Genomic DNA, 26,970 nt, shown 5'->3' with positions numbered 1-26,970 from the left:
TCATATGTCCTCGTCGGCGAACTCGTCTTCCAGGTCGTCGACTTCGTCCTGTGCGAGGGCGGGGAGGAGGAAGTCGGAGGGGGTGTGGCCGCCCGCGGTGGGTGCGGTGGTGTGTGCGGCCAGGCCGGCCAGCATCTCCAACCACGCCCGGCCGAGCTCCTCCACCTCGGCCTGCGACAGCAGACCGCCCGGCCACCCCAGACTCAGCGTCAGCTCCGGACCCTGCGGCGTGTCCCGGATCACCGCACCCGCCTCCAGCGCGTGCATCACCGGCATCTCCGCCCCCGCAGCACCCCCGACCGCCGACTCCCCCGCCAACTGCCACGCACCGACCGGACCCACCGGCCCACCGGCAGCAAACCGGCCCAGATAGTTGAACCCGATCTGTGCCGACGGCAACCCGGCCAACGTCTCGGCCGTCTCCGGATTCAGATACCGCAACAACCCATACCCCAGCCCGTCACCCGGCACCGCCTGCACCTGCTCCTTGACCGCCTTCAACAACACACCGGCCGCCTCGCCACCGGCCCGGGCCCGGCCCAGATCGACCCCGGTGGCCGACAGCCGTACGGGGTGGACGCTGGTGAACCAACCCACCGTGCGCGACAGATCCACACCGCCCAACGGCTCCCGCCCATGACCCTCCACATCCACCAGCACCCCACCGGCCAACTCCGGCCGCCACCGGCCCACCGCACCCGCCAACGACGCCAACAACACCTCATGCACACCACAGTGGAAGACCACCGGCGTCCGCCCCGCCACCGTCGCCGCCTGCTCCGACGGCACCACCCACGAACGACGCTCCAACGTCCCCACCGTGTCCCGCACCGGATCCAACGCCCGGCACCCCACCACCGGCTCACCCCCACCCGCCAGCGCCACCCAGCCCGCCAACTCCGCCACCCGCACACCACCGGCCTGCGCCACCAACTCCCGCGACCACCCACGGAACGAAACCCCCACCGGATCCAGCACCGGCACACGACCCGCCGCCACCGCCTCACACGCCACCCGCAAATCCGGCAACAACACCCGCCACGACACCCCATCCACCACCAAGTGATGGACCACCAACACCACACGTCCGGTCCGCTGCGGCCCGGCATCGACCCACGCCGCCTGCACCATCACGCCCGCCGCCGGATCCAGCCGCTCCACCGCACGCTCCGCGGCCTCTCCCGCGAGCGCGTCCAGGTCGTCGTCAGCCACGGCAGCCGCGTCGATGCGCACGACCCGTTCGGACGCGTCCACCGAGCCGCGTTCGCCCACCATCAGCGTCTGCTCGTCCGGAACCACACGGGCCCGCAGCATGTCGTGCGTGTCCAGCAGAGCGCCCAGCCCGGCCACCAGCACGTCCCGCGTCAGCTCCGCCGGGGCGCCCGCCACCATCCACTGCGCGAACTCGGAGTCGGTGACCTTCGGGCCCTGGGCCCGCATCACCGGCGTCCACGCCACCTCGCCCACGCCCACGTCACGGGCCGGTGCCTCGGCTCCGACCGCTTCGGCCACGAGCGCCAGCCGCTCCGGGGTCTTCTCCGCGAAGATCTGCCGCGGGGTCACCACCCAGCCGGCGCGCCGCGCCCGCGACGCCAACTGCATCGACATGATCGAGTCGCCGCCCAGCGCGAAGAAGCTGTCCTCGGCGCCGACCCGTTCCAGCCCCAGCAGCTCGGCGAACAGGGCGCACAGGGCCTCCTCAGCCGGGGTGCGCGGCTCCCGCCCGACGGCACGGGCGGAGAAGTCCGGCGCGGGCAGCGCCGCCCGGTCCACCTTCCCGTTCACCGTCACCGGCAGCACGTCCAGCACCACCACGGCCGCAGGCACCATGTACTCCGGCAGCACAGCCGCCACGTGCTCGCGCAGGAGCGCCGTGTCGATCTCGTGGACGTCCTTGACGACATAGGCGACCAGCCGCTTGTCGCCGGGCCGGTCCTCGCGTACGACGACCGCGGCCTGGCTCACGGTCATGTGCGATGTGAGGGCGGACTCGATCTCGCCCAGCTCCACCCGGAAGCCGCGGATCTTGACCTGCTCGTCCGCCCGCCCGGCGAACTCCAGCTGCCCGTCGGCCGTCCACTTCGCCAGGTCACCGGAGCGGTACATCCGCGCGCCCTCGGCGAAGGGGTTGGCGACGAAGCGCTCCGCCGTCAGATCCGGGCGGCCCACGTAACCGCGGGCCAGCCCGAGCCCGGCCACGTACAACTCGCCGACAGTGCCGACCGGAACCGGCTGCAGGAAGTCGTCGAGCACGAACACCTTGACGTTGTCCAGCGGGCGGCCGATCGCGGGCGGCGCGTCCTGGGACGTGATGTCCTCGGCCAGCGGCGTCGCCGTCGTGATCACGGTCGCCTCGGTCGGACCGTAGGTGTTCCACACCCGCGCCCCGGCCCGCCACCGCGCCGCCAGATCAGCCGTCAGACGCTCCGCGCCCAACACCCAGTTCTCCACACCCGGCACGGCCTCCGGATCCAGCACACCCAGCAGCGACGGCACCACACTCGCCACCCGCACACCCGAGGCACGGATCATCTCCGCCAACGCCTCGGGCTCGGACCGCTCCTCGCTGGTGGCGATGGCCAGGGTGCCGCCTCCGGCCAGCGTGACCGCGACGTCCAGCACCGCCGCGTCGAAGCTGAAGGAGGCGAACTGGAGCGCGGGCACGCCCTCGGACACGCCCAGCACCGGCCGCATGGTCTCCGCCAGGTTCACTACGCCGCCATGGGCTACCGCGACGCCCTTGGGCCGACCTGTGGAACCGGACGTGTAGATCACGTACGCCAACTGGTCGGCCGTGACAGCCAACGCGAGGGGCCCGCGCGGCTCGGCGGCGACGGCTTCGGCCGCCTCCTCCAGCGACACGACAGCCGCCGAACCCACCGAGACGCCGGTCAGCGTCTCACCTGTGCCCAGCACGACGGCCGCACCACTGTCGGCAATCATGTACGCGAGCCGGTCCGCGGGATACTCCGGGTCCAGCGGCACGTACGCGCCACCGGCCTTCCACACCGCCAGCAACCCGACCAACATGTCCACCCCACGCGGCAGGCACAGACCCACCCGCGACTCACGGCCGACACCCAGGCCGGTCAGATACCGCGCCAACCGGTTCGCCCGCGCCTCCAACTCCCCGTACGACAACACCTCCGAGCCACACCGCACCGCGGCCGCGTCGGGCGTTCGTTCCACCCACTCCTCGAACAGGTCCACCAGCGTGCCCGGCGGCACCGGTCGGGCGGTGTCGTTCCACTCCTCCACCACCTGCGAGCGCTCGGCCTCGTCGAGGACGTCGATCTCGCCGACCCGAACCGGCGCACCGGCGACCACCTGCTCCAGCACCCGCACCAGACGGCGGCCCATGCGGGTCGCCTCCCGCTCGTCGAACAGGTCGGGCCGGTACGTGACGAGGATCTGGAGCGGGTCGCCGGGTATCACTCCTATGGACAGCGGGAAGTTGGTCGCCTGGTGCGTCTCCATGCCACGGAAGACCAGGCTGTCGGCCGTGGTGGGTGCGGCAGCCGGGCGGGGGTAGTTCTCGTACACCATGAGGGTGTCGAACGTCGCCCCGGGTCCGGCGAGCCGCTGGACCTCCGGCAGTCCCAGGTGCTGGTGGGCGATGAGTGCGGACTGTCGTTCCTGCAACCGCGTCAGCATCTCCGGCACCGGCTGCCCGCCCTCAAGCGAGACCCGTACCGGGAGCGTGTTGATGAGCAGGCCGACCATCGACTCCACGCCCGGCAGCTCCGGCGGCCGCCCGGCCGCGGTGGCGCCGAACACCACGTCGCTGCGCCCGGTCAGCCGGGCCAGTACGAGCGCCCACGCGCCCTGCAGCACGGTGTTCACCGTCAGACCCCGCTGCCGGGCCCACGCCGTCAGCCTCCCGGTGGTCTCCTCGGAGAGAGCGATCAGGCTCTCCTGCGGCAGCACGGCCTGCCGGGCCGGGTCCGCCGGCGCAACGAGCGTGGGCTCCTCCACCCCCGCGAGTTCCGCCTGCCACGCGTCCCGCGCCGCCTCGGTGTCCTGGCGGCCCAGCCAGGACAGGTAGTCCCGGTAGGAAGCCGCCGGTGGCAGCGCCCGCGCGTGGCCGCCCGCCGCGTACACCGCGGACAGTTCGCCGAACAGGACCGGCAGGGACCAGCCGTCCGTCAGGATGTGGTGCGTCGTCAGCACCAGGCGGTGCTGGCGGTCGCCGAGCCTGATGAGGACCAGCCGCAGCAGCGGTGCCGCCGCCAGGTCCAGCCGGCCGTCCCGCTCCTGCGCGGCGATCGCGTCGACCTGGCCGGACTGGGCGGAATCCGCCAGTGCCGACAGATCGACCACTCGCCAGGGCAGCGTCACGTTCCGCGCGACGACCTGCACCGCCTCGCCCGAGGCCGGCCGGTGGAAGCTCGCCCGCAGCGCCGGGTGGCGGTCCGCGAGCGCTTCCCACGACGCCCGGAACAGGTCGGGGTCCAGCGGCCCGTCGAAGGTCAGGACACACTGCACGGAGTAGACGTCGGGGCCCTGGTCGTCATAGGCGGAGTGGAAGAGCAGCCCTTCCTGCAACGGCGACAGCGGCCAGACGTCCACCAGCTCCGGCGCCGCGGCCTCCAGTTCCTCCACGCCCTCCTGTGTCAGGTCCACGAGGGAGAAGTCGGAGGGGGTGTGGCCGCCCGCGGTGGGTGCGGTGGTGTGTGCGGCCAGGCCGGCCAGCATCTCCAGCCACGCCCGGCCGAGCTCCTCCACCTCGGCCTGCGACAGCAGACCGCCCGGCCACCCCAGGCTCAGCGTCAGCTCCGGACCCTGCGGCGTGTCCCGGATCACCGCACCCGCCTCCAACGCGTGCATCACCGGCATCTCCGCCCCCGCAGCACCCCCGACCGCCGACTCCCCCGCCAACTGCCACGCACCGACCGGACCCACCGGCCCACCGGCAGCAAACCGGCCCAGATAGTTGAACCCGATCTGCGCCGACGGCAACCCGGCCAACGTCTCGGCCGTCTCCGGATTCAGATACCGCAACAACCCATACCCCAGCCCGTCACCCGGCACCGCCTGCACCTGCTCCTTGACCGCCTTCAACAACACACCGGCCGCCTGGTTGCCCGCGGATACGTCTTCGAGTGCGGTGTCGTCCGGCACCGACAGCCGTACGGAGTGGACGCTGGTGAACCAACCCACCGTGCGCGACAGATCCACACCACCCAACGGCTCCCGCCCATGACCCTCCACATCCACCAACACCCCACCGGCCAACTCCGGACGCCACCGACCCACCGCACCCGCCAACGACGCCAACAACACCTCATGCACACCACAGTGGAAGACCACCGGCGTCCGCCCCGCCACCGTCGCCGCCTGCTCCGACGGCACCACCCACGAACGACGCTCCAACGTCCCCACCGTGTCCCGCACCGGATCCAACGCCCGGCACCCCACCACCGGCTCACCCCCACCCGCCAGCGCCACCCAGCCCGCCAACTCCGCCACCCGCACACCACCGGCCTGCGCCACCAACTCCCGCGACCACCCACGGAACGAAACCCCCACCGGATCCAACACCGGCACACGACCCGCCGCCACCGCCTCACACGCCACCCGCAAATCCGGCAACAACACCCGCCACGACACCCCATCCACCACCAAGTGATGGGCTACCAAGGCCAGCCGCCCCACCCGGCCGGGGCCTGCGTCCAGCCACACGGCCTGCACCATCACTCCGGCGGACGGATCCAGCCGGCCGACCGCCTCGTGCGCCGCGCGGTCCACTGCCTCGTCCAGGGGGCCGTCCCCGGCGACCGTCCGGGTGACCAGCGCGGCGGCGTCCACCGAGCCGCGTTCGCCCACCACCAGCGTCTGCTCGTCCGGAACCGCACGCGCCCGCAGCATGTCGTGCGTGTCCAGCAGAGCGCCCAGCCCGGCCACCAGCACGTCCCGCGTCAGCTCCGCCGGGGCGCCGACGACCATCCACTGCGCGAACTCGCTGTTGACGGCATGCGTGCCCATGCCGCGCATCACCGGTGTCCACGCCACCTCGCCCACACCGACGTCCCGGGCGGTACGTTCCGCCGCGTCGGCCGTCGTCGCCACCTCCGCCAGCCGCTCGGGTGTCTTCCGTTCGAAGATCTGCCGGGGCGTCAGTACGAGTCCGGCGCGCCGCGCCCGTGAAGCCAGCTGCATCGAGCTGATCGAGTCGCCGCCCATCTCGAAGAAGCCGTCCTCCACGCTCACCCGGTCCACGTCGAGCACTTCGGCGAACAGCGCACACAGCGTCCGCTCCGCCGGGGTGCGCGGCTGCCGTCCGGCGGTACGGGCGGAGAAGTCCGGCGCGGGCAGCGCCGCCCGGTCCACCTTCCCGTTCACCGTCACCGGCAACACGTCCAGCACCACCACGGCCGCAGGCACCATGTACTCCGGCAGCGTCCCGGCCGCGTGCTCCCGTACCAGCTGGGCGTCCACCTCCTGCTGCCCGCCCGGTACGACGTACCCGATCAGGCGGCGCTCGCCGGGGCGGTCCTCGCGGGCCACCACCACGGCCTGGCCGACGGCGGGGTGCGCGGCCAGGACCGCTTCCACCTCGCCCGGCTCCACCCGGAAGCCCCGGATCTTGACCTGCTCGTCGGCCCGCCCCGCGAAGACCAGCTCACCGTCGTTCGTCCACCGCACCAGGTCGCCGGTCCGGTACATCCGCGCTCCGGGCGCGAAGGGGCACGCCACGAACCGCTCCGCGGTCAGCGCCCGCCGCCCCAGGTAGCCGCGGGCCAGACCGGCCCCGGCGATGTACAGCTCGCCGGCCACGCCCGGCGCCACCGGCTGGAGGAAGGCGTCCAGGACGTACACCCTGCGGCCGGCCAGCGGGCGTCCGATCGGCAGCACCTCCGGTGCCCCGTCGCCCGGCGGCAGCAGCCGCCAGGTCGCGCACAGGGTGCTCTCGGTCGGCCCGTACAGGTGGCGGACCGCCACCTCCGGGCATCCCTCCCGTACGCGCGCCACCGCGCCGGCCGGCACGACGTCACCGCCCGTGAGCACCTCCCGCAGGCCGGCGAAGCAGCCCGGCTCCTCCTCCGCGATCACCCGGAACAGGCCGGCCGTGACGTGTATCGCCGTCACACCGTCCGCCACCGCCGAGCGGATCCGCTCGGCGTCCACGACGCCGGGCCCGGCGACCGCCACCCGGCCGCCCGCCGCCAGCGGCACCCACATCTCGTACATCGAGATGTCGAAGGCGTGCCTGGCGTGCAGCAACACCGTGTCGTCCGGGCCGACGGACCAGCCCGGCTCGCTCACCAGCGCCGCCACGCTGCCGTGCGGCACCGTCACGCCCTTCGGCACTCCCGTCGATCCCGATGTGTACATCACGTACGCCGCGTCCTCCGGCCCCGTCGTGACCGGTGCCCCGTCCGCCGGGCAACCGGCCACGGCCGCCGCCACCCGCGGGTCGTCCAGCACCAGCAGCTCCGCCGCCACGGCACCGGCCGGCACCGCGTCCCGGCTGCCCTGGGTGCACACCACTACCGACGGATCGGCGTCGGTCAGTATGAACTCCACGCGCTCCGCCGGGTTTCCGGTGTCCAGCGGTACGTACGCGGCGCCGGCCCGCCATACCGCCAGCAGTGTCACCAGCAGCTCCGCCGAACGTTCCATCACCACCGCGACCCGGTCGCCGCGTCGCACGCCCAGCCCGCGCAGGTACGCGGCCAAGCGGGCCGACTGCGCCGCCAGGTCCTGGTACGACAGCGCCCGTCCGCCGTCCGACACGGCCACCGCGGCAGGCCTGCGTGCTGCCTGTCCGGCGATCAGCTCGGGTACCGACGCGCTCGGCACCGCGGTGTCCACGGAGTTCCAGTCCCGTACGACCAGGTCGCGTTCCGCCGGCGCCAGTACGCCGATACGACCCACCGGGGTGGTGCGGTCGGCGGCCATCTGCTCCAGGACATGGACGAACTGGTCGAGGATCGCCTGCGCCGCAGCCCGGTCGTACACGTCCGGCCGGTAATCCAGCTGCGCTTCCAACCGCTCCCCCGGACCCACGATCAACGCCAGCGGATAATGACTCGCATCCTTGGCCTGACCCGCCGGACGCATCACCAACTGCCCCGGCCCGGCCGGCCCCGCCGACGACCGCGGATAGTTCTCATACACCACCAACGTGTCGAACTCCGCCCCCGCACCCGCCACCTGCCGCACCTCCGACAACCCCACATGCTGCGACCCCAACAAACCCACCTGCCGCCCCTGCAAACCCACCAACAACCCCTCCACCGACTCACCAGCCACCACCGGCACCCGCACCGGCAACGTATTGATGAACAACCCCACCGCCGACTCCACACCCGCCAACTCCGCAGGCCGACCCGCCACCGTCCCCCCGAACACCACATCCCCACGCCCCGCCAACCGCGCCAACACCAACGCCCACGCACCCTGCACCACCGTCGCCACCGTCACCCCACACACCCGACCCAACCCCACCAACGCCGACGTCAACCCAGCCGAACACTCCACCCGCACCGCCTCCGGCCGCACCGCCACCCCACCCAACCCCGACGACGCCACCAACGTCGCACCCTCCACACCCGCCAACTCAGCCCGCCACACACCACGAACCAACTCCCGATCCCGACCACCCAACCACGCCAAATACTCCCCATACGAAAACACCGGCCCCAAAACACCACCATCACCACCCGCCGCATACACCGCCGCCAACTCATCCAACAACACCGGCAACGACCAGCCATCCATCACTATGTGATGCGACGTCAACACCAACCGATGCCTCCCCCCACCCAACCGAACCAACAACAACCGCACCAACGGCGCAACCCCCACATCAAACCGCCGACCCAACTCCTCCTCAGCCAACCGCCCCACCACAACATCCACCTCACCCACCGGCAACCCCGACACATCCACCTCACGCCACGGCAACACCACATCCCCAGCCACCACCTGCACCAACTCACCCGACCCACACCGATGAAAACTCGCCCGCAACACCGGATGCCGCCGCACCAACACCTCCCACGACGCCCGGAAGAGGCCGACGTCGAGGGGGCCGTCCAAGTCCAGCTCGCGCTGTCCCCCGTACACGTCCGTCGCCTCGTCGTCATAGGAGGAGTGGAACAGCAGTCCTTCCTGGAGCGGCGACAGCGGCCAGACGTCCACCAGCCCCGGGACCGCCGCCTCCAACTCCTCCAGGGTCTCCTGCGACAGGTCCAGCAGGGAGAAGTCGGCGGGGGAGGTGCCCTGCCTCTCCGTCGTGGCCGCTTCGGCGACGAGCGCCAGCCGCTCCGGGGTCTTCTCCTCGAAGACCTGGCGCGGGGTCACGGCCCAGCCCGCTTGCCGCGCCCGCGACGCCACCTGCATCGACATGATCGAGTCGCCGCCCAGTGCGAAGAAGCTGTCCTCGGCGCCGACCCGTTCCAGCCCCAGCACCTCGGCGAACACGGCGCACAGTGACTCCTCCGCCGGCGACCGCGGCGCACGTTCCGTAACCCGCCCGGAGAAGTCCGGTGCGGGCAGCGCGGCCCGGTCCACCTTCCCGTTCACCGTCACCGGCAGCGCGTCCAGGACGACTGTCGCCGCCGGGACCATGTACTCCGGCAGCAACGCCGCCGCGTGCTCGCGCAGGACATCCGGCACGTCGCCGCGCATGTCTTCGGGCACGTCCACGACGACGTAGGCAACCAGCCGCTTGTCGCCGGAGCCGTCCGCCCGTGCGACGACCACGGCCTGCGCCACTTCCGGGCGCGCGGCCAGGACCGCTTCCACCTCGCCCGGCTCCACCCGGAAGCCGCGCACCTTCACCTGGGCATCCGCCCGGCCCACGAAGACCAGCTCGCCTTCGCCGGTCCAGCGCACCACGTCCCCGGTCCGGTACATGCGCTCGCCCTCGGCGAAGGGGCCGGCGACGAAGCGTTCCGCCGTCAGGCCCGGGCGGCCGAGGTAGCCACGCGCCAGGCCCGGCCCGGACAGGTACAGCTCTCCCGCCACTCCGACCGGTACCGGGTGCAGGAACGCGTCGAGCACGAAGGCCCGTACGTTCGCCATCGGCGGGCCGATCGGCACCGCGCCCTCGTGCCCCGGCGTCAGCGGCAGGCTCATGGCCGCGCAGACCGTCGCCTCCGTGGGCCCGTACGCGTTCACCATCCGGCGCCCGCGAGACCACCTGTCCACCAACCCGGACGGGCATGCCTCGCCTGCCACGACCAGCGTCTCCAGCGCGTCCGGCAGCGTATCCTCGACCGCCAGCACGCTCGGCGGCACGGTCACATGCGTCGCCCCGGCCGAACGCACGGCCTCGCCGAGTGCCACGCGCGGCGGCAGGTCCCCGGCACCGACGACCACCAGCGACGCACCCGACAGGAACGCCATGCACAGTTCGGACACCGCCGCGTCGAAGCTCAGCGACGCGAACTGCAACACGCGCGCGCCCGGGTGGACACCGAACCGCTCGATCTGGGCCTGCGCCAGGTTCGCCAGACCCGCGTGGGAGAGGACGACGCCCTTCGGAAGGCCCGTGGAACCCGATGTGTAGGTCATATACGCCGCGTTGGCGACGCTCAGCCGACCGAGCCGCTCTTCGTCCGCCACCCGGCCCGCCGCGAAGCCCGCCACCGCCTCGGCGACCGCCGGCGTGTCCAGGTCCGTCACCCGGCCGGAGAACTCCTCCGGGACCACGTCGCGCGTGGCACCGGTGCAGATCACCAGCACCGGATCGGCGTCCCCGAGCAGGAACTCGATCCTCTCCGGCGGATAGTTGGGGTCTACAGGTACGAAGGCGCCGCCCGCCATGGAGACCGCCAACAGCGTCTCGATCACCGCGGCGGACCGCTCCACCACCACGGCCACCCGGCTCTCGGGCCCTACGCCCGAAGCCATCAGGTAGCGCGCCAACCGTCCCGCTCGCGCTTCCACCTCTCCGTACGTCAGGGACCGTTCACCCGTGACGACGGCCACGGCGTCCCGCGAGCGTTGCACCTGGCGGCCGAACAGCTCGGGCAGCGTCCCGTAGGGAACGGGAAGGCCGGGCTCGTGCCTCGGTTGCGTCAGCCGCGCCCACTCGGCGGCGTCCAGCACGCTCACCCGGTCCACCGGGGTGGTGCGGTCGGCGGCCATCTGCTCCAGGACATGGACGAACTGGTCGAGGATCGCCTGCGCCGCAGCCCGGTCGTACACGTCCGGCCGGTAATCCAGCTGCGCTTCCAACCGCTCCCCCGGACCCACGATCAACGCCAGCGGATAATGACTCGCATCCTTGGCCTGACCCGCCGGACGCATCACCAACTGCCCCGGCCCGGCCGGCCCCGCCGACGACCGCGGATAGTTCTCATACACCACCAACGTGTCGAACTCCGCCCCCGCACCCGCCACCTGCCGCACCTCCGACAACCCCACATGCTGCGACCCCAACAAACCCACCTGCCGCCCCTGCAAACCCACCAACAACCCCTCCACCGACTCACCAGCCACCACCGGCACCCGCACCGGCAACGTATTGATGAACAACCCCACCGCCGACTCCACACCCGCCAACTCCGCAGGCCGACCCGCCACCGTCCCCCCGAACACCACATCCCCACGCCCCGCCAACCGCGCCAACACCAACGCCCACGCACCCTGCACCACCGTCGCCACCGTCACCCCACACACCCGACCCAACCCCACCAACGCCGACGTCAACCCAGCCGAACACTCCACCCGCACCGCCTCCGGCCGCACCGCCACCCCACCCAACCCCGACGACGCCACCAACGTCGCACCCTCCACACCCGCCAACTCAGCCCGCCACACACCACGAACCAACTCCCGATCCCGACCACCCAACCACGCCAAATACTCCCCATACGAAAACACCGGCCCCAAAACACCACCATCACCACCCGCCGCATACACCGCCGCCAACTCATCCAACAACACCGGCAACGACCAGCCATCCATCACTATGTGATGCGACGTCAACACCAACCGATGCCTCCCCCCACCCAACCGAACCAACAACAACCGCACCAACGGCGCAACCCCCACATCAAACCGCCGACCCAACTCCTCCTCAGCCAACCGCCCCACCACAACATCCACCTCACCCACCGGCAACCCCGACACATCCACCTCACGCCACGGCAACACCACATCCCCAGCCACCACCTGCACCAACTCACCCGACCCACACCGATGAAAACTCGCCCGCAACACCGGATGCCGCCGCACCAACACCTCCCACGACGCCCGCAACCGAGAGGCATCCAACGGGCCCTCCAGCGACAGCGCCCGCTGGCCCGCGTAGACGTCCATGCCTTGCTCGTCATAGGCGGAGTGGAAGAAGAAGCCCTCCTGCAGCGGCGACAGCGGCCAGACATCGACCAGCCCCGGGACCGCCGCCTCCAACTCCTCCACGGTCTCCTGCGACAGGTCGAGAAGAGAGAAGTCGGAGGGGGTGTAGCCGCCCGCCGTGGGGGCGGCGGTGTGCGCGGCCATGCCCGTCAGCATCGCTGCCCAGGCGTCGAGCAGGGCCTGTGCGGCCGACGCTTCCAGCGCGTGTCCCGGCCAGGCGAGGGTGAGCTCCAGCTCCGGTCCCCCGGCCCGGTCGTGCACCATGCACAGGATCTCCAGGGCGTGTGCCGCGGGGAACGGGTCGGTCGTGCCCTGCCCGGGGCCGGCCTCTCCAGTGGGCGCCCAGTCCTGCCTTGCGGCCATCGGATCGGTGGACTCTGTGGCAGGCAGCCGGCCCAGGTAGTTGAAGCCGATCTGCGCGGACGGCAGGCCGGCGAGTGCCGACGCCGTTTCGGGGTTGAGGTAGCGCAGCATGCCGTAGCCCAGGCCATCGCCGGGCACCGCACGCACCTGCTCCTTGACGGCCTTGAGCACCCGGCCCGCCGCCGGACCACCCGCACGCACCTCGGCCCCATCCACCGCACCGGCATCCAACCGCACCGGATGCACGGCAGTGAACCAACCCACCGCACGCGACAGATCCATTCCTTCGTCCAACGGCACCCGACCGTGACCCTCGACATCCACCAGGAACCCACCAGCCGACCGCCGGCCCTGAGCCTGGTCCTGCCACTCCGCGACCGCCGCAGCCAGCCCCGCCAGCAGCACATCATCGACACCCGCGTGGAACGCGGCCGGGACAGCCGTCAGCAACGCCGACGTAGCTTCCGCCGACACTGTTGCCGAGACCTCGCGCACCGTGCCACCCACGTCCATCGGTGACGTGATCAGCTGAGCGGAAGGGCCTTCCAGCAACTCACGCCACCGCGCCAGCTCATCCAGCCGCTCCGCGCTCTCCGCCTGCGCCGACAACTCCCGCGCCCAATGCCTGAATGACGTCGGTACGGCGTCCAACGACGCCTCGCCACCGGCCGCCACCTGCGCGTAGGCCCGTGCCACATCCGGCAGCAGCGCCTGCCAGGAGACCGTGTCCACCACCAGGTGATCGACGACCAACAGCAGACGTCCCTGAACGTCCGGCCCCGCATCGAGCCACACCACCTGCACCATCACACCGGCCAGCGGATCCAGCCGCCCCACCGCCGCCCGCACCTGCTCGGCAACCAACGGACCCCAGTCACCCACACCCGCCGCATCCACCCGGCGCACCCACGGCCCCACCGAGACCGCACCAACCTCACCAACCACCAACCGCCGCTCCGAAACCATCTCCAACCGCGCCCGCAACACATCGTGGTGATCCACCACCGCCTGCACCGCGCGCACCAAGGTCCCGAACTCGGCGCCGGCCGGTGTGACCAGCGCGCTCGACTGGGAAACGCGTCCCGCCTGCTCGGGGCCGACCCGGTCCAGCAGCTCGTGCATGACCGGCGTCAGCGGCACCTCGCCGACGCCGGGGACCGCGTCGTGGATCTCCACGCCGTCGGCCGCGGCCGCCACCGTCGCCAGTCCTGCCGGTGTCCGCTGCTCGAACACCTGGCGGCTCGTGATCACCAGCCCCGCGCGGCGGGCATTCGACACCAGCAGCATCGACATGATCGAGTCGCCGCCCAGCTCGAAGAACGACTCCTCCGCGCCCACCCGCTCCAGACCCAGCACCTCACCGAACAGGCCGCACAGCAGCGCCTCGGTGGGCGTCTCGGGGCCGCGCCCCTTGCCGCTGCTCTCCTCGGGCACCGGCAGAGCGGCCCGGTCCAGCTTGCCGTTGGCGGTGAGCGGTAGCGCGTCCAGCACCATCATCACCGACGGCGCCATGTAGTCAGGCAGCCGGGCACCGGCGTGGTCGCGGAGCAGCACGGTGTCGAGGTCGGTGCCGGCGTGCGGGACCACGTACGCGACCAGGCGCTTTTCACCCGGCCGGTCCTCTCGCACCACGACTGCGGCCTGGGCCACACCGGGGTGCGCGGCGAGTACGGACTCGATCTCGCCCGGTTCCACGCGGAACCCGCGGATCTTGACCTGTTCGTCGGCGCGCCCGGCGAACTCCAGCTCCCCGTCGGCGGTCCACTTCGCCAGGTCACCGGAGCGGTACACCCGCCCGCCCTCGGCGAACGGACTGGCGACGAAGCGCTCCGCCGTCAGGTCCGTCCGGCCCACGTAACCGCGCGCCAGGCCGAGCCCGGCCACATACACCTCACCCGTCACACCAGGAGGCACCGGCCGCAGGAAGTCATCCAGGACGTACACCCGGGCATTGCCGATCGGACGCCCGATCGCCGGCGGCGCGTCCGCCGGGGAAATGCCTTCCTCCAGCAGCGTCGCCGTCGTGATCACGGTCGCCTCGGTCGGGCCGTAGGTGTTCCACACCCGCGCCCCGGCCCGCCACCGCGCCGCCGAACCGGCGCTCAGCCGCTCCGCGCCCAGGACCCAGTTCCCCACCCCGGAGACGGAGGCGGGGGCGAGCACGTCGAGGAGCGACGGGACCACGCTCGCCACCCGCACATCGGCGGTACGGATCATCTCCGCCAGCGCTTCGGGCTCCGTACGCTCTTCACTCGATGCGATCGCGAGGGTGCCACCGGCGGACAGCGTCACCGCCACATCCAGTACCGCGGCGTCGAAGCTGAACGAAGCGAACTGGAGCACGGTCACGCCCGGCGCCGCGCCCAGCACCGGCCGCATGGCCTCGGCCAGGTTGACCACGCCGCCGTGGGCCACCGCCACGCCCTTGGGCCGGCCCGTGGAGCCGGAGGTGTAGATCACGTACGCCAGCTGGTGCGCCTTGACCGCGATGTCGGGCGATTCGGTCGGCTCGGCTGCGATCTCCTCCGCCGCCTCGTCCAACAGCACGACATGCGTCGCCGCTTCGACCGGTACTCCGGCCAGCGTCTCGCCCGTGCCGAGGACGACGGTCGCACCGCTGTCGGCGATCATGTACGCGAGCCGGTCGGCGGGATACTCCGGGTCCAGCGGCACATACGCGCCACCGGCCTTCCACACCGCCAGCAGCCCCACCACCATCTCCACCCCACGCGGCAGGCACAGACCCACCCGCGACTCACGGCCGACGCCCAGACCGATCAGATACCGCGCCAGCCGGTTCGCCCGCGCCTCCAACTCCCCGTACGACAGCACCTCCGAGCCGCACCGCACCGCGGCCACGCCCGGGGTCCGTTCCACCCAGCCCTCGAACAGCCTCAACAGCGTCTCGGCCGGTACCGGCCGGGCGGTGTCGTTCCACTCCCCCACCACGCGCGAACGCTCGGCCTCGCCCAGCAGGTCGATGTCGCCCAGGAGGGTCTGGGGAGCCGTCGCGACCTGCTCCAGTACCCGCAGCAGACGGTTGCCCAAGGCGCGGACGGTCTCCTCGTCGAAGAGGTCAGGCCGGTAGTCCAGCCGCAGGCCCAGGTCGTCAGCGGGGTTGACGCCCAGCGTCAGCGCGAAGTTGGTCGACTCCCGCATGCCGGTGTCCGTGAGCGCCAGCCCGTCGACGGCGGGCTGCGTCGCCGGGTCGCCGGGGTAGTTCTCGAATGCCAGCAGCGTGTCGAAGGTCGCACCCGGGCCTGCGAGGCGCTGAATGGCGCTCAGGCTCAGGTGCTGGTGGTCCAGCAGTGCCGACTGCTGGGCCTGCAAGCCGATCAGCAGCTCGGCGACCGTCTGCCGGGCGTCGAGGCTGACCCGGACCGGCACGGTGTTGATGAACAGGCCGAGCATGTCCGCCATGCCCGGCAGCCCCGCCGGTCGCCCGGCCACCGTCGCGCCGAACACCACGTCACGGCGTCCCGCCAACTGCCCGACCACGACAGCCCAGGCAGCCTGCACCACCGTGTTCAGCGTCACGCCGTATCCGCGGGCCGCCTCCCGCAGCGCCTCCGCCAGCCAGTCGTCCGCCGTGACGGTCAGCATGCGCCCCAGCACCGGCGTGGTGTTCGAGGCGAGCGGCGCGACGAGGGTCGGCTCCTCCACGCCGGCCAGCGCCTGCTGCCACGCCTCGCGCGCGGCCTGCTCGTCCTGACGGACCAGCCAGGCCAGGTAGTCGCGGTACGGAGTCACCGCAGGCAGGTCGCCCGCGCCGCCGCCCGCCGCGTAGCAGGCCCACAGCTCCCGCATCAGGATCGGCAGCGACCAGCCGTCCAGCAGGATGTGGTGCAGCGTGATCACCATGCGGTAGCGGTCCTGACCCACCTGGATCAGAGTCACCTTCAACAGCGGCGGCGCCGAGAGGTCCAGACGCCCGCGTTCCTCGATGCCTATGCGCTCGGACTCCGCCCACGCGGCATTCGCGTCGAGTGCCGACAGATCCTCTTCACGCCACGGCAGCACTACGTGCCGGGACACCGTCTGTATGGGCCGGTCCATCCCGGCCAGCTGACGGAAGCCCGCGCGAAGGCTCGCATGCCGGTCCAGCAACGCCTGCCACGACGCCCGCAGCACCGCCGCGTCCAGCCGCCCTTCCAGACCGAGGATGATCTGCTCCACGTACGTGTCGTCGCTCTGCTCGTCGTACAGGCCGTGGAAGAGCAGGCCCTCTTGCAGGGGCGCGACCGGCAGCACGTCCACCAGCCCGGGGACATCCGCCTCCAGCTCCTCCACCTGCCGCTGTTCCAGCTTGACCAGGGGGAAGTCGGTGGGCGTGTGTCCACCGCCACCGGGCCGGAGGGTGTGGGTGGCCAGACCCGTCAGCATCGACGCCCAGCCCTGGAGCAGGGCCTGTGCGGCCGCCTGGTCGAGCAGCCGCTCGGGCCAGGCCAGGGTCAACGTCAATTCCGGGCCCCCGGCCCGGTCGTGGACCATGCACAGAACCTCAAGGGCGTGCATGACGGGGTACGCCCCGGTCGCACTCCCCGCGAACCCGGTTTCCGCGACAGGTTGCCACTCCCCGTCCCGGTCGGCGATCCGGCCCAGGTAGTTGAAGCCGATCTGCGCGGACGGCAGGCCGGCGAGTGCCGACGCCGTTTCGGGGTTGAGGTAGCGCAGCATGCCGTAGCCCAGGCCATCGCCGGGCACCGCACGCACCTGCTCCTTGACGGCCTTGAGCACCCGGCCCGCCGCCGGACCACCCGCACGCACCTCGGCCCCATCCACCGCACCGGCATCCAACCGCACCGGATGCACGGCAGTGAACCAACCCACCGCACGCGACAGGTCCATTCCTTCGTCCAACGGCACCCGACCGTGACCCTCGACATCCACCAGGAACCCACCAGCCGAGCGGTGCTCCCGGTCCTCCTGCCACTCCGCGACCGCCGCAGCCAGCCCCGCCAGCAGCACATCATCGACACCCGCGTGGAACGCGGCCGGGACAGCCGTCAGCAACGCCGACGTAGCTCCCGCCGGCACCGTCACCGAGAGCCGTTGCACGGTGGTCTCGACATCCCGGTCCGGGTCCACCGGTGCCGTGGTCAACTGAGCGGAAGGGCCTTCCAACAGCTCACGCCACCGCGCCAGCTCGCCCAGCCGCTCCACGCTCTCCGCCTGCGCCGACAGCTCCCGCGCCCAATGCCTGAACGAGGTGCCCGCAGTGTCGAGCGCCGGTCGGCCGCCTACGGACAACTGCGCGTACGCCCGTGCCACATCCGGCAGCAGCGCCTGCCAGGAGACCGTGTCCACCACCAGGTGATCGACGACCAACAGCAGACGTCCCTGAACGTCCGGCCCCGCATCGAGCCACACCACCTGCACCATCACACCGGCCAGCGGATCCAGCCGCCCCACCGCCACCCGCACCTGCTCGGCAACCAACGAACCCCAGTCACCCACACCCGCCGCATCCACCCGACGCACCCACGGCCCCACCGAAACCGCACCAACCTCACCAACCACCAACCGCCGCTCCGAAACCATCTCCAACCGCGCCCGCAACACATCGTGGTGATCCACCACCGCCTGCACCGCATCCGCCAGCACGGCGAGATCCAGACCACCCGGAACGGCCACCACGCTGGGCTGGACGACCTGGCCCGCCCCATCCGGGCCGACCCGGTCCAGCAGCTCGTGCATGACCGGTGTCAGGGGCACCTCACCGACAGCAGGCACTCCTTCGTGCATGACCACGCTGTCCGCCGCGGACGCCACCGTCGCCAGTCCTGCCGGTGTCCGCTGCTCGAACACCTGGCGGCTCGTGATCACCAGCCCCGCGCGGCGGGCATTCGACACCAGCAGCATCGACATGATCGAGTCGCCGCCCAGCTCGAAGAACGACTCCTCCGCGCCCACCCGCTCCAGACCCAGCACCTCACCGAACAGGCCGCACAGCACCGCTTCAGTCGGTGTCTCCGGGGCTCGGCCGTTGCCGACCGCCAGTTCGGGGGCGGGCAGGGCGACCTTGTCCAGCTTCCCGTTCACCGTGAGCGGCAGCGCGTCCAACACCATCACGGCCGCCGGCACCATGTGCTCCGGCACCATCCCCGCCACATACGCACACAGCAACCGCGGGTCAACCTCACGCGCCCCAGGCACGACATAACCCACCAGGCGCCTCTCACCCGGCCGGTCCTCCCGCACCACGACCGCGGCCTGGGCCACATCAGGGTGCGCGGCAAGAACGGACTCGATCTCGCCCGGCTCCACCCGGAACCCACGGATCTTCACCTGCTCGTCCGCCCGCCCGGCGAACTCCAGCTCCCCGTCGGCGGTCCACTTCGCCAGGTCACCGGAGCGGTACATCCGCGCGCCCTCGGCGAACGGACTGGCGACGAAGCGCTCCGCCGTCAGGTCCGTCCGGCCCACGTAACCACGGGCCAGGCCGAGCCCGGCCACATACACCTCACCCGTCACACCAGGAGGCACCGGCCGCAGGAAGTCATCCAGGACGTACACCCGGGCATTGCCGATCGGGCGCCCGATGGCCGGCGGCGCGTCCTGCGAGGTGATGTCCTCGGTCAGCGGCGTCGCCGTCGTGATCACGGTCGCCTCGGTCGGACCGTAGGTGTTCCACACCCGCGCCCCGGCCCGCCACCGCGCCGCCAGATCAGCCGTCAGACGCTCCGCGCCCAACACCCAGTTCTCCACACCCGGCACCGCTTCCGGATCCAGCACACCCAGCAGCGACGGCACCACACTCGCCACCCGCACACCCGAGGCACGGATCATCTCCGCCAACGCCTCGGGGTCCGTACGCTCTTCACTCGATGCGATCGCGAGGGTGCCACCGGCGGACAGCGTCGCCGCCACATCCAAGACGGCGGCGTCGAAGCTGAACGAAGCGAACTGGAGCACGGTCACGCCCGGCGCCACACCCAGCACCGGCCGCATCGCCTCCGCCAGGTTCGCCACACCACCATGAGCCACCGCCACGCCCTTGGGCCGACCCGTCGAACCCGACGTATAGATCACGTACGCCAACTGACCAGGGGACACGGCATGGTTCAGCGGCTCGGGGGACTCGGCGGCGACCGCCTGCTCGGTCGTGCTCTCACCCAGCAACACCGCGTCCGCCAGGCCGGTCGACACTCCGGCCAGCGTCTCGGCCGTGCCGAGGACGACGGTCGCACCGCTGTCGGCGATCATGTACGCGAGCCGGTCGGCGGGATACTCCGGGTCCAGCGGCACGTATGCACCCCCGGCCTTCCAGGCCGCCAGCAGGCCGACCACCATCTCCACCCCACGCGGCAGGCACAGACCCACCCGCGACTCACGCCCCACACCCAAACCGATCAGATACCGCGCCAACCGGTTCGCCCGCGCCTCCAACTCCCCGTACGACAGCACCTCCGAGCCACACCGCACCGCCGCCACGCCCGGTGCCTGTTCCACGCGTGCCCGGAACAGTGCCGGCAGCGTGTCCGCCGCGACCGGCTGCCCGGTGTCGTTCCACTCCTGCACCACCTGCGAACGCTCGGCCTCGTCCAGCACCTTGATGTCGCCGACCCGGGCCTCCGGGTGCGCCACCAACTGCTCCAGGACTCGCACCAGCCGGCGGCTGATCTGCACGGCCTGCCGCCGGTCGAACAGGTCGGGCCCGTAGTCCAGGCGGAGGTGGAGGACGTCGGACGGAATGACGCCCAGGGCCAGCGCGAAGTTGGTCGACTCCCGCATCTCGGTGTTCGTCAGCGTCAGGCCCTCGACGGAAGCCGGTATGCCCGGGTCACCCGGGTAGTTCTCGAACGTCATGAGGGTGTCGAAGGTCGCACCCGGTCCTGCGAGGCGCTGAATGGCGCTCAGGGTCAGGTGCTGGTGGTCCAGCAACGCCGACTGCTGGGCCTGCAAGGCGGTCAGCGTCTCGGTGACGGTACGTGCGGGATCGAACCGGACCCGGACCGGGACGGTGTTGATGAACAGTCCGAGCATGTCCGCCATGCCCGGCAGCTCTGCGGGACGCCCCGCCACCGTCGCGCCGAACACCACGTCACGGCGTCCCGCCAACTGCCCGACCACCACGGCCCAGGCAGCCTGCACCACCGTGTTCAGCGTCACGCCGTGGCGACGGGCCAGCTCGCCCAGTGCCCCGGCCAGTTCCGTACCGGCCTGGAGCGTGATCCTGCCGAGCGAAGCCGAGGCTCCGCCGGGGGCTGCCGGGGCGACGAGGGTCGGCTCTTCCACGCCGGCCAGCGCCTGCTGCCACGCCTCGCGCGCGGCCTGCTCGTCCTGACGGACCAGCCAGGCCAGGTAGTCGCGGTGCGGCGCCGCGGCGGGCAGCGCCCGCGCCGTACCGCCCTCGGCATAGCAGGACCACAGTTCCCGCATCAGGACCGGCAGCGACCAGCCGTCCAGCAGGAGGTGGTGCAGCGTGATCATCATCCGGTACCGGGCAGGTCCGGTTTTGACCAACAGCACCCTCAGCAGTGGGGGCTGTTCCAGGTCGAAGCGACGGGCGCGTTCCTCCGTGCCCAAGCGCTCCGACTCCGCGTGTGCGGCATCCGCGCCGAGGGCGGACAGGTCCTCTTCCCGCCAGGGAAGCGCCGCGTGCCGGACCACCGTCTGTACGGGCCGGTCCATCCCGGCCAGCTGACGGAAGCCGACCCGCAGGCTCGTACGCCGGTCCAGCAATGCCTGCCACGAAGCCCGCAGGACCTCCGCGTCCACCGGTCCGTCGAGGTCGAGGACCATCTGCTCCACGTAGACGTCCTCGGCCCCCTCGTCGAAGAGGGCGTGGAAGAGCAGGCCCTCTTGCAGCGGTGCGACCGGCAGCACGTCCACCAGCCCGGGGACGTCCGCCTCCAGCTCCGCCACCTGCGGTTGGTCGATCTCCACCAGGGGGAAGTCGGACGGCGTGTAGCCACCGCTTTCGGGGCGCGCCGCATGCGAGACCAGCCCGGCCAGCATCGACGCCCACGTGTCGAGCAGCCCCTGCGCCGCCGCCTCGTGCAGCAGGTGTTCGGGCCACGACAGGGTCAGTGTCAGCTCCGGTCCCCCGGCCCGGTCGCGCACCAGGCCCAGAAGTTCCAGCGCGTGCATCACCGGTGCGTGCGCCGGTATGCCCTCACCCATGCCGTTTCCGGTGAGTTGCCACTCCCCGTCCCGGTCGGCGAACCGGCCCAGGTAGTTGAAGCCGATCTGCGCGGACGGCAGCTCGGCGAGTGCCGACGCCGTTTCGGGGTTGAGGTAGCGCAGCATGCCGTAGCCCAGGCCATCGCCGGGCACCGCACGCACCTGCTCCTTGACGGCCTTGAGCACCCGGCCCGCCGCCGGACCACCCGCACGCACCTCGGCCCCATCCACCGCACCGGCATCCAACCGCACCGGATGCACGGCAGTGAACCAACCCACCGCACGCGACAGATCCATTCCTTCATCCAACGGCACCCGACCGTGACCCTCGACATCCACCAAGAACCCACCAGCCGACCGCCGGCCCTGAGCCTGGTCCTGCCACTCCGCGACCGCCGCAGCCAGCCCCGCCAACAGCACATCATCGACACCCGCGTGGAACGCAGCCGGAACGGTGGTCAGCAACGCCGACGTCACCCCCGCCGGAACCGTCACTGAGACCTCGCGCACCGCGTCGCCCACGTCCCGGCCCGGGTCCACCGGCTCAGTCGTCAGCTGAGCGGAAGGCTCTTGCAGCAGCTCACGCCAATGCGCCAGCTCAGCCAGCCGCTCCGAGCTCTCCGCCTGCGCCGACAGCTCCCGCGCCCAATGCCTGAACGAGGTGCCCGCGGCGTCGAGCTCCGGTCGGCCGCCTGCGGCCAGCGCCTCGTACGCGGCCTGTACGTCCGGGACCAGAACCCGCCAGGAAACCGTGTCCACCACCAGGTGATCGACGACCAACAGCAGACGTCCCTGAACGTCCGGCCCCGCATCGAGCCACACCACCTGCACCATCACACCGGCCAGCGGATCCAGCCGCCCCACCGCCACCCGCACCTGCTCGGCAACCAACGAACCCCAGTCACCCACACCCGCCGCATCCACCCGGCGCACCCACGGCCCCACCGAAACCGCACCAACCTCACCGACCACCAACCGCCGCTCCGGTGCCATCTCCAACCGCGCCCGCAACACATCGTGGTGATCCACCACCGCCTGCACCGCATCCGCCAGCACGGCGAGATCCAGACCACCCGGAACGGCCACCAGCGCCGACTGGTACACCTCGGGCAGGGCCTCCGGGCCCACGCGTCCCAGTACCTCGTGCATCACCGGGCTCAGCGGCAGGTCACCTGTCGGCGCGACCGCCGCTCCGGCAACGGCGCCTTCCGCTCCGAGGCCGCCCTCGCCCAGGACGACGGCCACGGTTGCCAGACCCTCCGGCGTCCGATGCTCGAAGACCTCGCGGGTGGTGATGGCCAGACCGGCCCGCCGGGCGCTCGACACCAGCAGCATGGAGTGGATCGAGTCGCCACCCAGCTCGAAGAAGCTGTCGTCGGTGCCCACCCGGTCCAGGCCCAGCACCTCGGCGAACAGGTCGCACAAAAGAGCGTCGACGGGGTTCTGCGGGGCTCGCCCCTCGGACCGGCTCTCCGGCTCGGGGGCGGGCAGGGCGGCCTTGTCCAGCTTCCCGTTCACCGTGAGCGGCAGCGCGTCCAACACCATCACGGCCGCCGGCACCATGTGCTCCGGCACCATCCCCGCCACATACGCACGCAACGACTGCGGGTCAACCTCACGCGCCCCAGGCACGACATAACCCACCAGGCGCCTCTCACCCGGCCGGTCCTCCCGCACCACGACCGCGGCCTGGGCCACGTCAGGGTGCGCGGCAAGAACAGACTCGATCTCGCCCGGCTCCACCCGGAACCCGCGGATCTTGACCTGCTCGTCCGCCCGCCCGACGAACTCCAACTCCCCATCAGCCGTCCACCGCGCCAAGTCACCCGAGCGATACACCCGACCACCCTCGGCAAACGGACTGGCCACAAAACGCTCCGCCGTCAGGCCCGCACGCCCCACATAGCCGCGCGCCAGGCCCGGACCCGCTACGTACACCTCGCCGACCACGCCCACCGGCACCGGCTGGAGGATTTCGTTGAGCACGAAGACCTGCGCGTTGCCGATCGGACGTCCGATCGCGGGAGCCGCGTCCGCCGGGGAGATACCTTCCTTCAACAGCGTCGCCGTCGTGATCACGGTCGCCTCGGTCGGACCGTAGGTGTTCCACACCCGCGCCCCGGCCCGCCACCGCGCCGCCAGATCAGCCGTCAGACGCTCCGCGCCCAACACCCAGTTCTCCACACCCGGCACCGCTTCCGGATCCAGCACACCCAGCAGCGACGGCACCACACTCGCCACCCGCACACCGGCCGCACGGATCATCTCCGCCAGCGCCTCGGGCTCCATGCGTTCGTCACTGGAAGCGATCGCGAGGGTGCCGCCCCCGCCCAATGTCACCGCCACATCCAAGACGGCAGCGTCGAAGCTGAACGAAGCGAACTGGAGCACGGTCACACCCGGAGCCACACCCAGCACCGGCCGCATCGCCTCCGCCAGGTTCGCCACCCCACCATGAGCCACCGCCACGCCCTTGGGCCGACCCGTCGAACCCGACGTATAGATCACGTACGCCAACTGGCCTGCCGTGCACACCACGTCGAGGCCCGCAGACGACTCGGCCGCGATCTCCTCCGCCACCTGGTCCAGCAGCACGACGCTCGTCGCCGCTCCGACCGGCACCTCCGACAGTGTTTCCGCCGTGCCCAACACCACCGAAGCGCCGCTGTCGGCGACCATGAAAGCCAACCGGTCAACCGGGTACTCCGGGTCCAGCGGTACGTACGCACCCCCGGCCTTCCAGGCCGCCAGCAGGCCGACCACCATCTCCACTCCACGCGGCAGGCACAGACCCACCCGCGACTCACGGCCGACGCCCAGAGCAATCAGGTACCGCGCCAGCCGGTTCGCCCGCGCCTCCAACTCCCCGTACGACAACACCTCCGAGCCGCACCGCACCGCGGCCACGTCCGGCGCCGCCTCAGCCCGTGCGGCGAACAACTCGACGACGCTGCCCGCGGACACCGGCCGCGCGGTGTCGTTCCACTCCTGCACCACCTGCGAACGCTCGGCCTCGCCCAGCGCGTCCATCCGGCCGACAGGCAGGGCCGGATCGTTCGCCACCTGCTCCAGGAAGCGCATGAACGACCGGTGGGCTCCCGACAACCACGCGTGGTCGTACAGGCCGGCGTCGGCCTCGAAAGTGATCTGGGTGTCCTCGACGTCCGACGAGCTGGTCACCAGGACGCCGAAGTCCTCGGCGCGTCGGCCCCTCAGCTCCCGCATGACGCCCTGGTGCGCCCCGAACCGCAGGTCCGCGCCTTCCGGAACGACATCCACATAGGGCCCGAAGAGCCGGCGACCGCTTTCCGGCCGGCCCAGTTCCCGCCGCAGCCACTCTCCGCGGAACCGCTGGTGCTCCAGCAGCGCGGCGACCTCTCGCTCCGCCTCGCCGGCCAGTTCCAGCAGGCTCGATCCGGCTCGCGCCGGAAGTCGCAACGGCAGGGTGTTCGCCATCGCGCACGGCGTCCGCCGTGCCTCGTCCCCCGCCCGTCCCGTCACCGGCAGGCTCAGGACCGTCTCGTCCGCCCCGGTCATCCGGCCCAGGAAGGCCCCGACCGCGGCGAGCAGCAGCCGCGTCCAGCTCACCCCCGCACGGTCGGCCGCCGCACGCAGCCCGGCCGCCACCGTGGGCGGCAGCTGCCCGGTTTCCCGCAGAGCTCCGTCCTCCGCCGCGACGTCATGGGCGCGCCCTGATCGGTATCCCGGAATGCCGGTCCACTCCGGCCGGTCCGCGAAACGCGCAAGCCAGTACTCCCGGTCGCGTGCATACCGCTCCGAGCTGCGGTAATCCGTCTCTTGGTCCCATAGCCCGCGCAGGGACGCATGCTGCGGCCCGGAAACCGTCTCGCCCCGGGAGAGCTTCGTGTACACCTCGGCAACCCGGCGTCCCAGCTGTGCACACGCATAACCGTCCATCAGCAGGCTGTTGTAGCACTGGAGCCACACGTGGCGATCGGCGGCCAGACGGTAGAGTTTGTAAGAAAACAGCTGGTCGGCTGCGGTGTTCTGTACCCGCCGCGCTTCCTCCCGCATCAGGTTCTCGGCTGCCGTCCGAGGATCGCTTTCCGCGGAGAGGTCGGCGACCGACAACTCCCATACCGGTTGCCCGGTGAACGTCTGCGATACGCCCTCTGCGCCGTCCTCCACGAAGCGCACACGCAGTATGTCCACCTGGGCAACGACCTGTCGCAATGCGCGTTCGAACAGGGCCGGGTCGAGGGGCCCGTGTATGTCGACGGAAAGCCCGGAGTGGCCAGGCATTCCGGAAAGATTCGCGCGCCGTGACCGCCAGATCCCCTCCTGGCAATCGGACAGGGGCAGCGTGTCACCGGTGTGGACGTTCATCATTTCCCCCCGTTATGCGGATCGCTCCCCGCAGCACGACGTTCCCGGCCGATCACGGGTCGAACACATTCGCCCGCTCATCGACCGGCAACAGTCGGCACCGGCCCGCGCTCATCCCGAAGGGAAGGCAGGGTCGGGTTGCGCTCCGCACTGAATTTCCAGTACTCCAACGTCGTCTGCGACGCCTACTGGCTGGCCACCGAGATGGCCGCCCCCGTCTTGTCGAACTCGTCCGCCGCTACGCGTGAACGGCGGAAGGCACGTCATGAACAATACTGATGACCTGTCCGAATTCCCAGCGCGCAGCGGTCGCGTTCGTTCGACACAGGTCCGGGCGCCGGGCTCACCGTTCTCGTGTCCAACTGTCCAAATAACCGGTTGGCCGGTGCGCACTCTTTTCGATCTCGGATTTCCGGACACCGTCGACCACGGAATTTTCTTGTCCCACTGTAATGACGCCGCCATCAGTGACATCATCACTACCGCGGCCACCGTGGCGGGGTGCGGGCTCTGGACACGGTACGGCCGTCTGATTTTGGGCAAGTTCAGCCAAGTTGCTGATTCCCCGGAGCCTCTTTCGCCCCAGTATTCAACACCAGTCACCCACCATCGGAATCCTGGCGTCCTGGTAAGTGTCCGTACGGTTCACCGACCTCACATCCCGGCACGTCCCGGGAGGCAACCTCCGGGCTCCGGGCCGACGGTGGTTCCGCCCCTTTCCGGAATGGCGACTTCCCGTCGCCTTCGGCCCGCCGGGACCACGGCTGGACCCGTTATGGACTCCCGCCCCTCTTGCCTCGCCCAATGCGCGGGGCCCAG

The 26,970-nt window shown here is 71.1% G+C and carries 1 protein-coding gene; it reads right to left on the bottom strand.

All coding sequences use genetic code 11. The annotated features are described in order from the left end of the window. The gene (locus ACH4K4_RS30435; RefSeq protein ID WP_398171708.1) at positions 1-26,151 is read right to left on the bottom strand and encodes a non-ribosomal peptide synthase/polyketide synthase; all 26,151 of its coding nucleotides are present in this window, start codon (positions 26,149-26,151) and stop codon (positions 1-3) included. Between the last annotated feature and the right edge of the window lie 819 nt (positions 26,152-26,970).

Origin of the sequence: Streptomyces sp. NPDC017529 (genome assembly GCF_044329785.1) — a bacterium.
Classification (GTDB): domain Bacteria; phylum Actinomycetota; class Actinomycetes; order Streptomycetales; family Streptomycetaceae; genus Streptomyces.
This window is presented reverse-complemented; position numbering and strand designations above follow the sequence as displayed.

What these genes read in the sequence shown, in the direction of transcription:
- ACH4K4_RS30435 (WP_398171708.1), bottom strand. Translation starts at nt 26,151, where the DNA reads ATGAACGTCCACACCGGTGACACGCTGCCCCTGTCCGATTGCCAGGAG.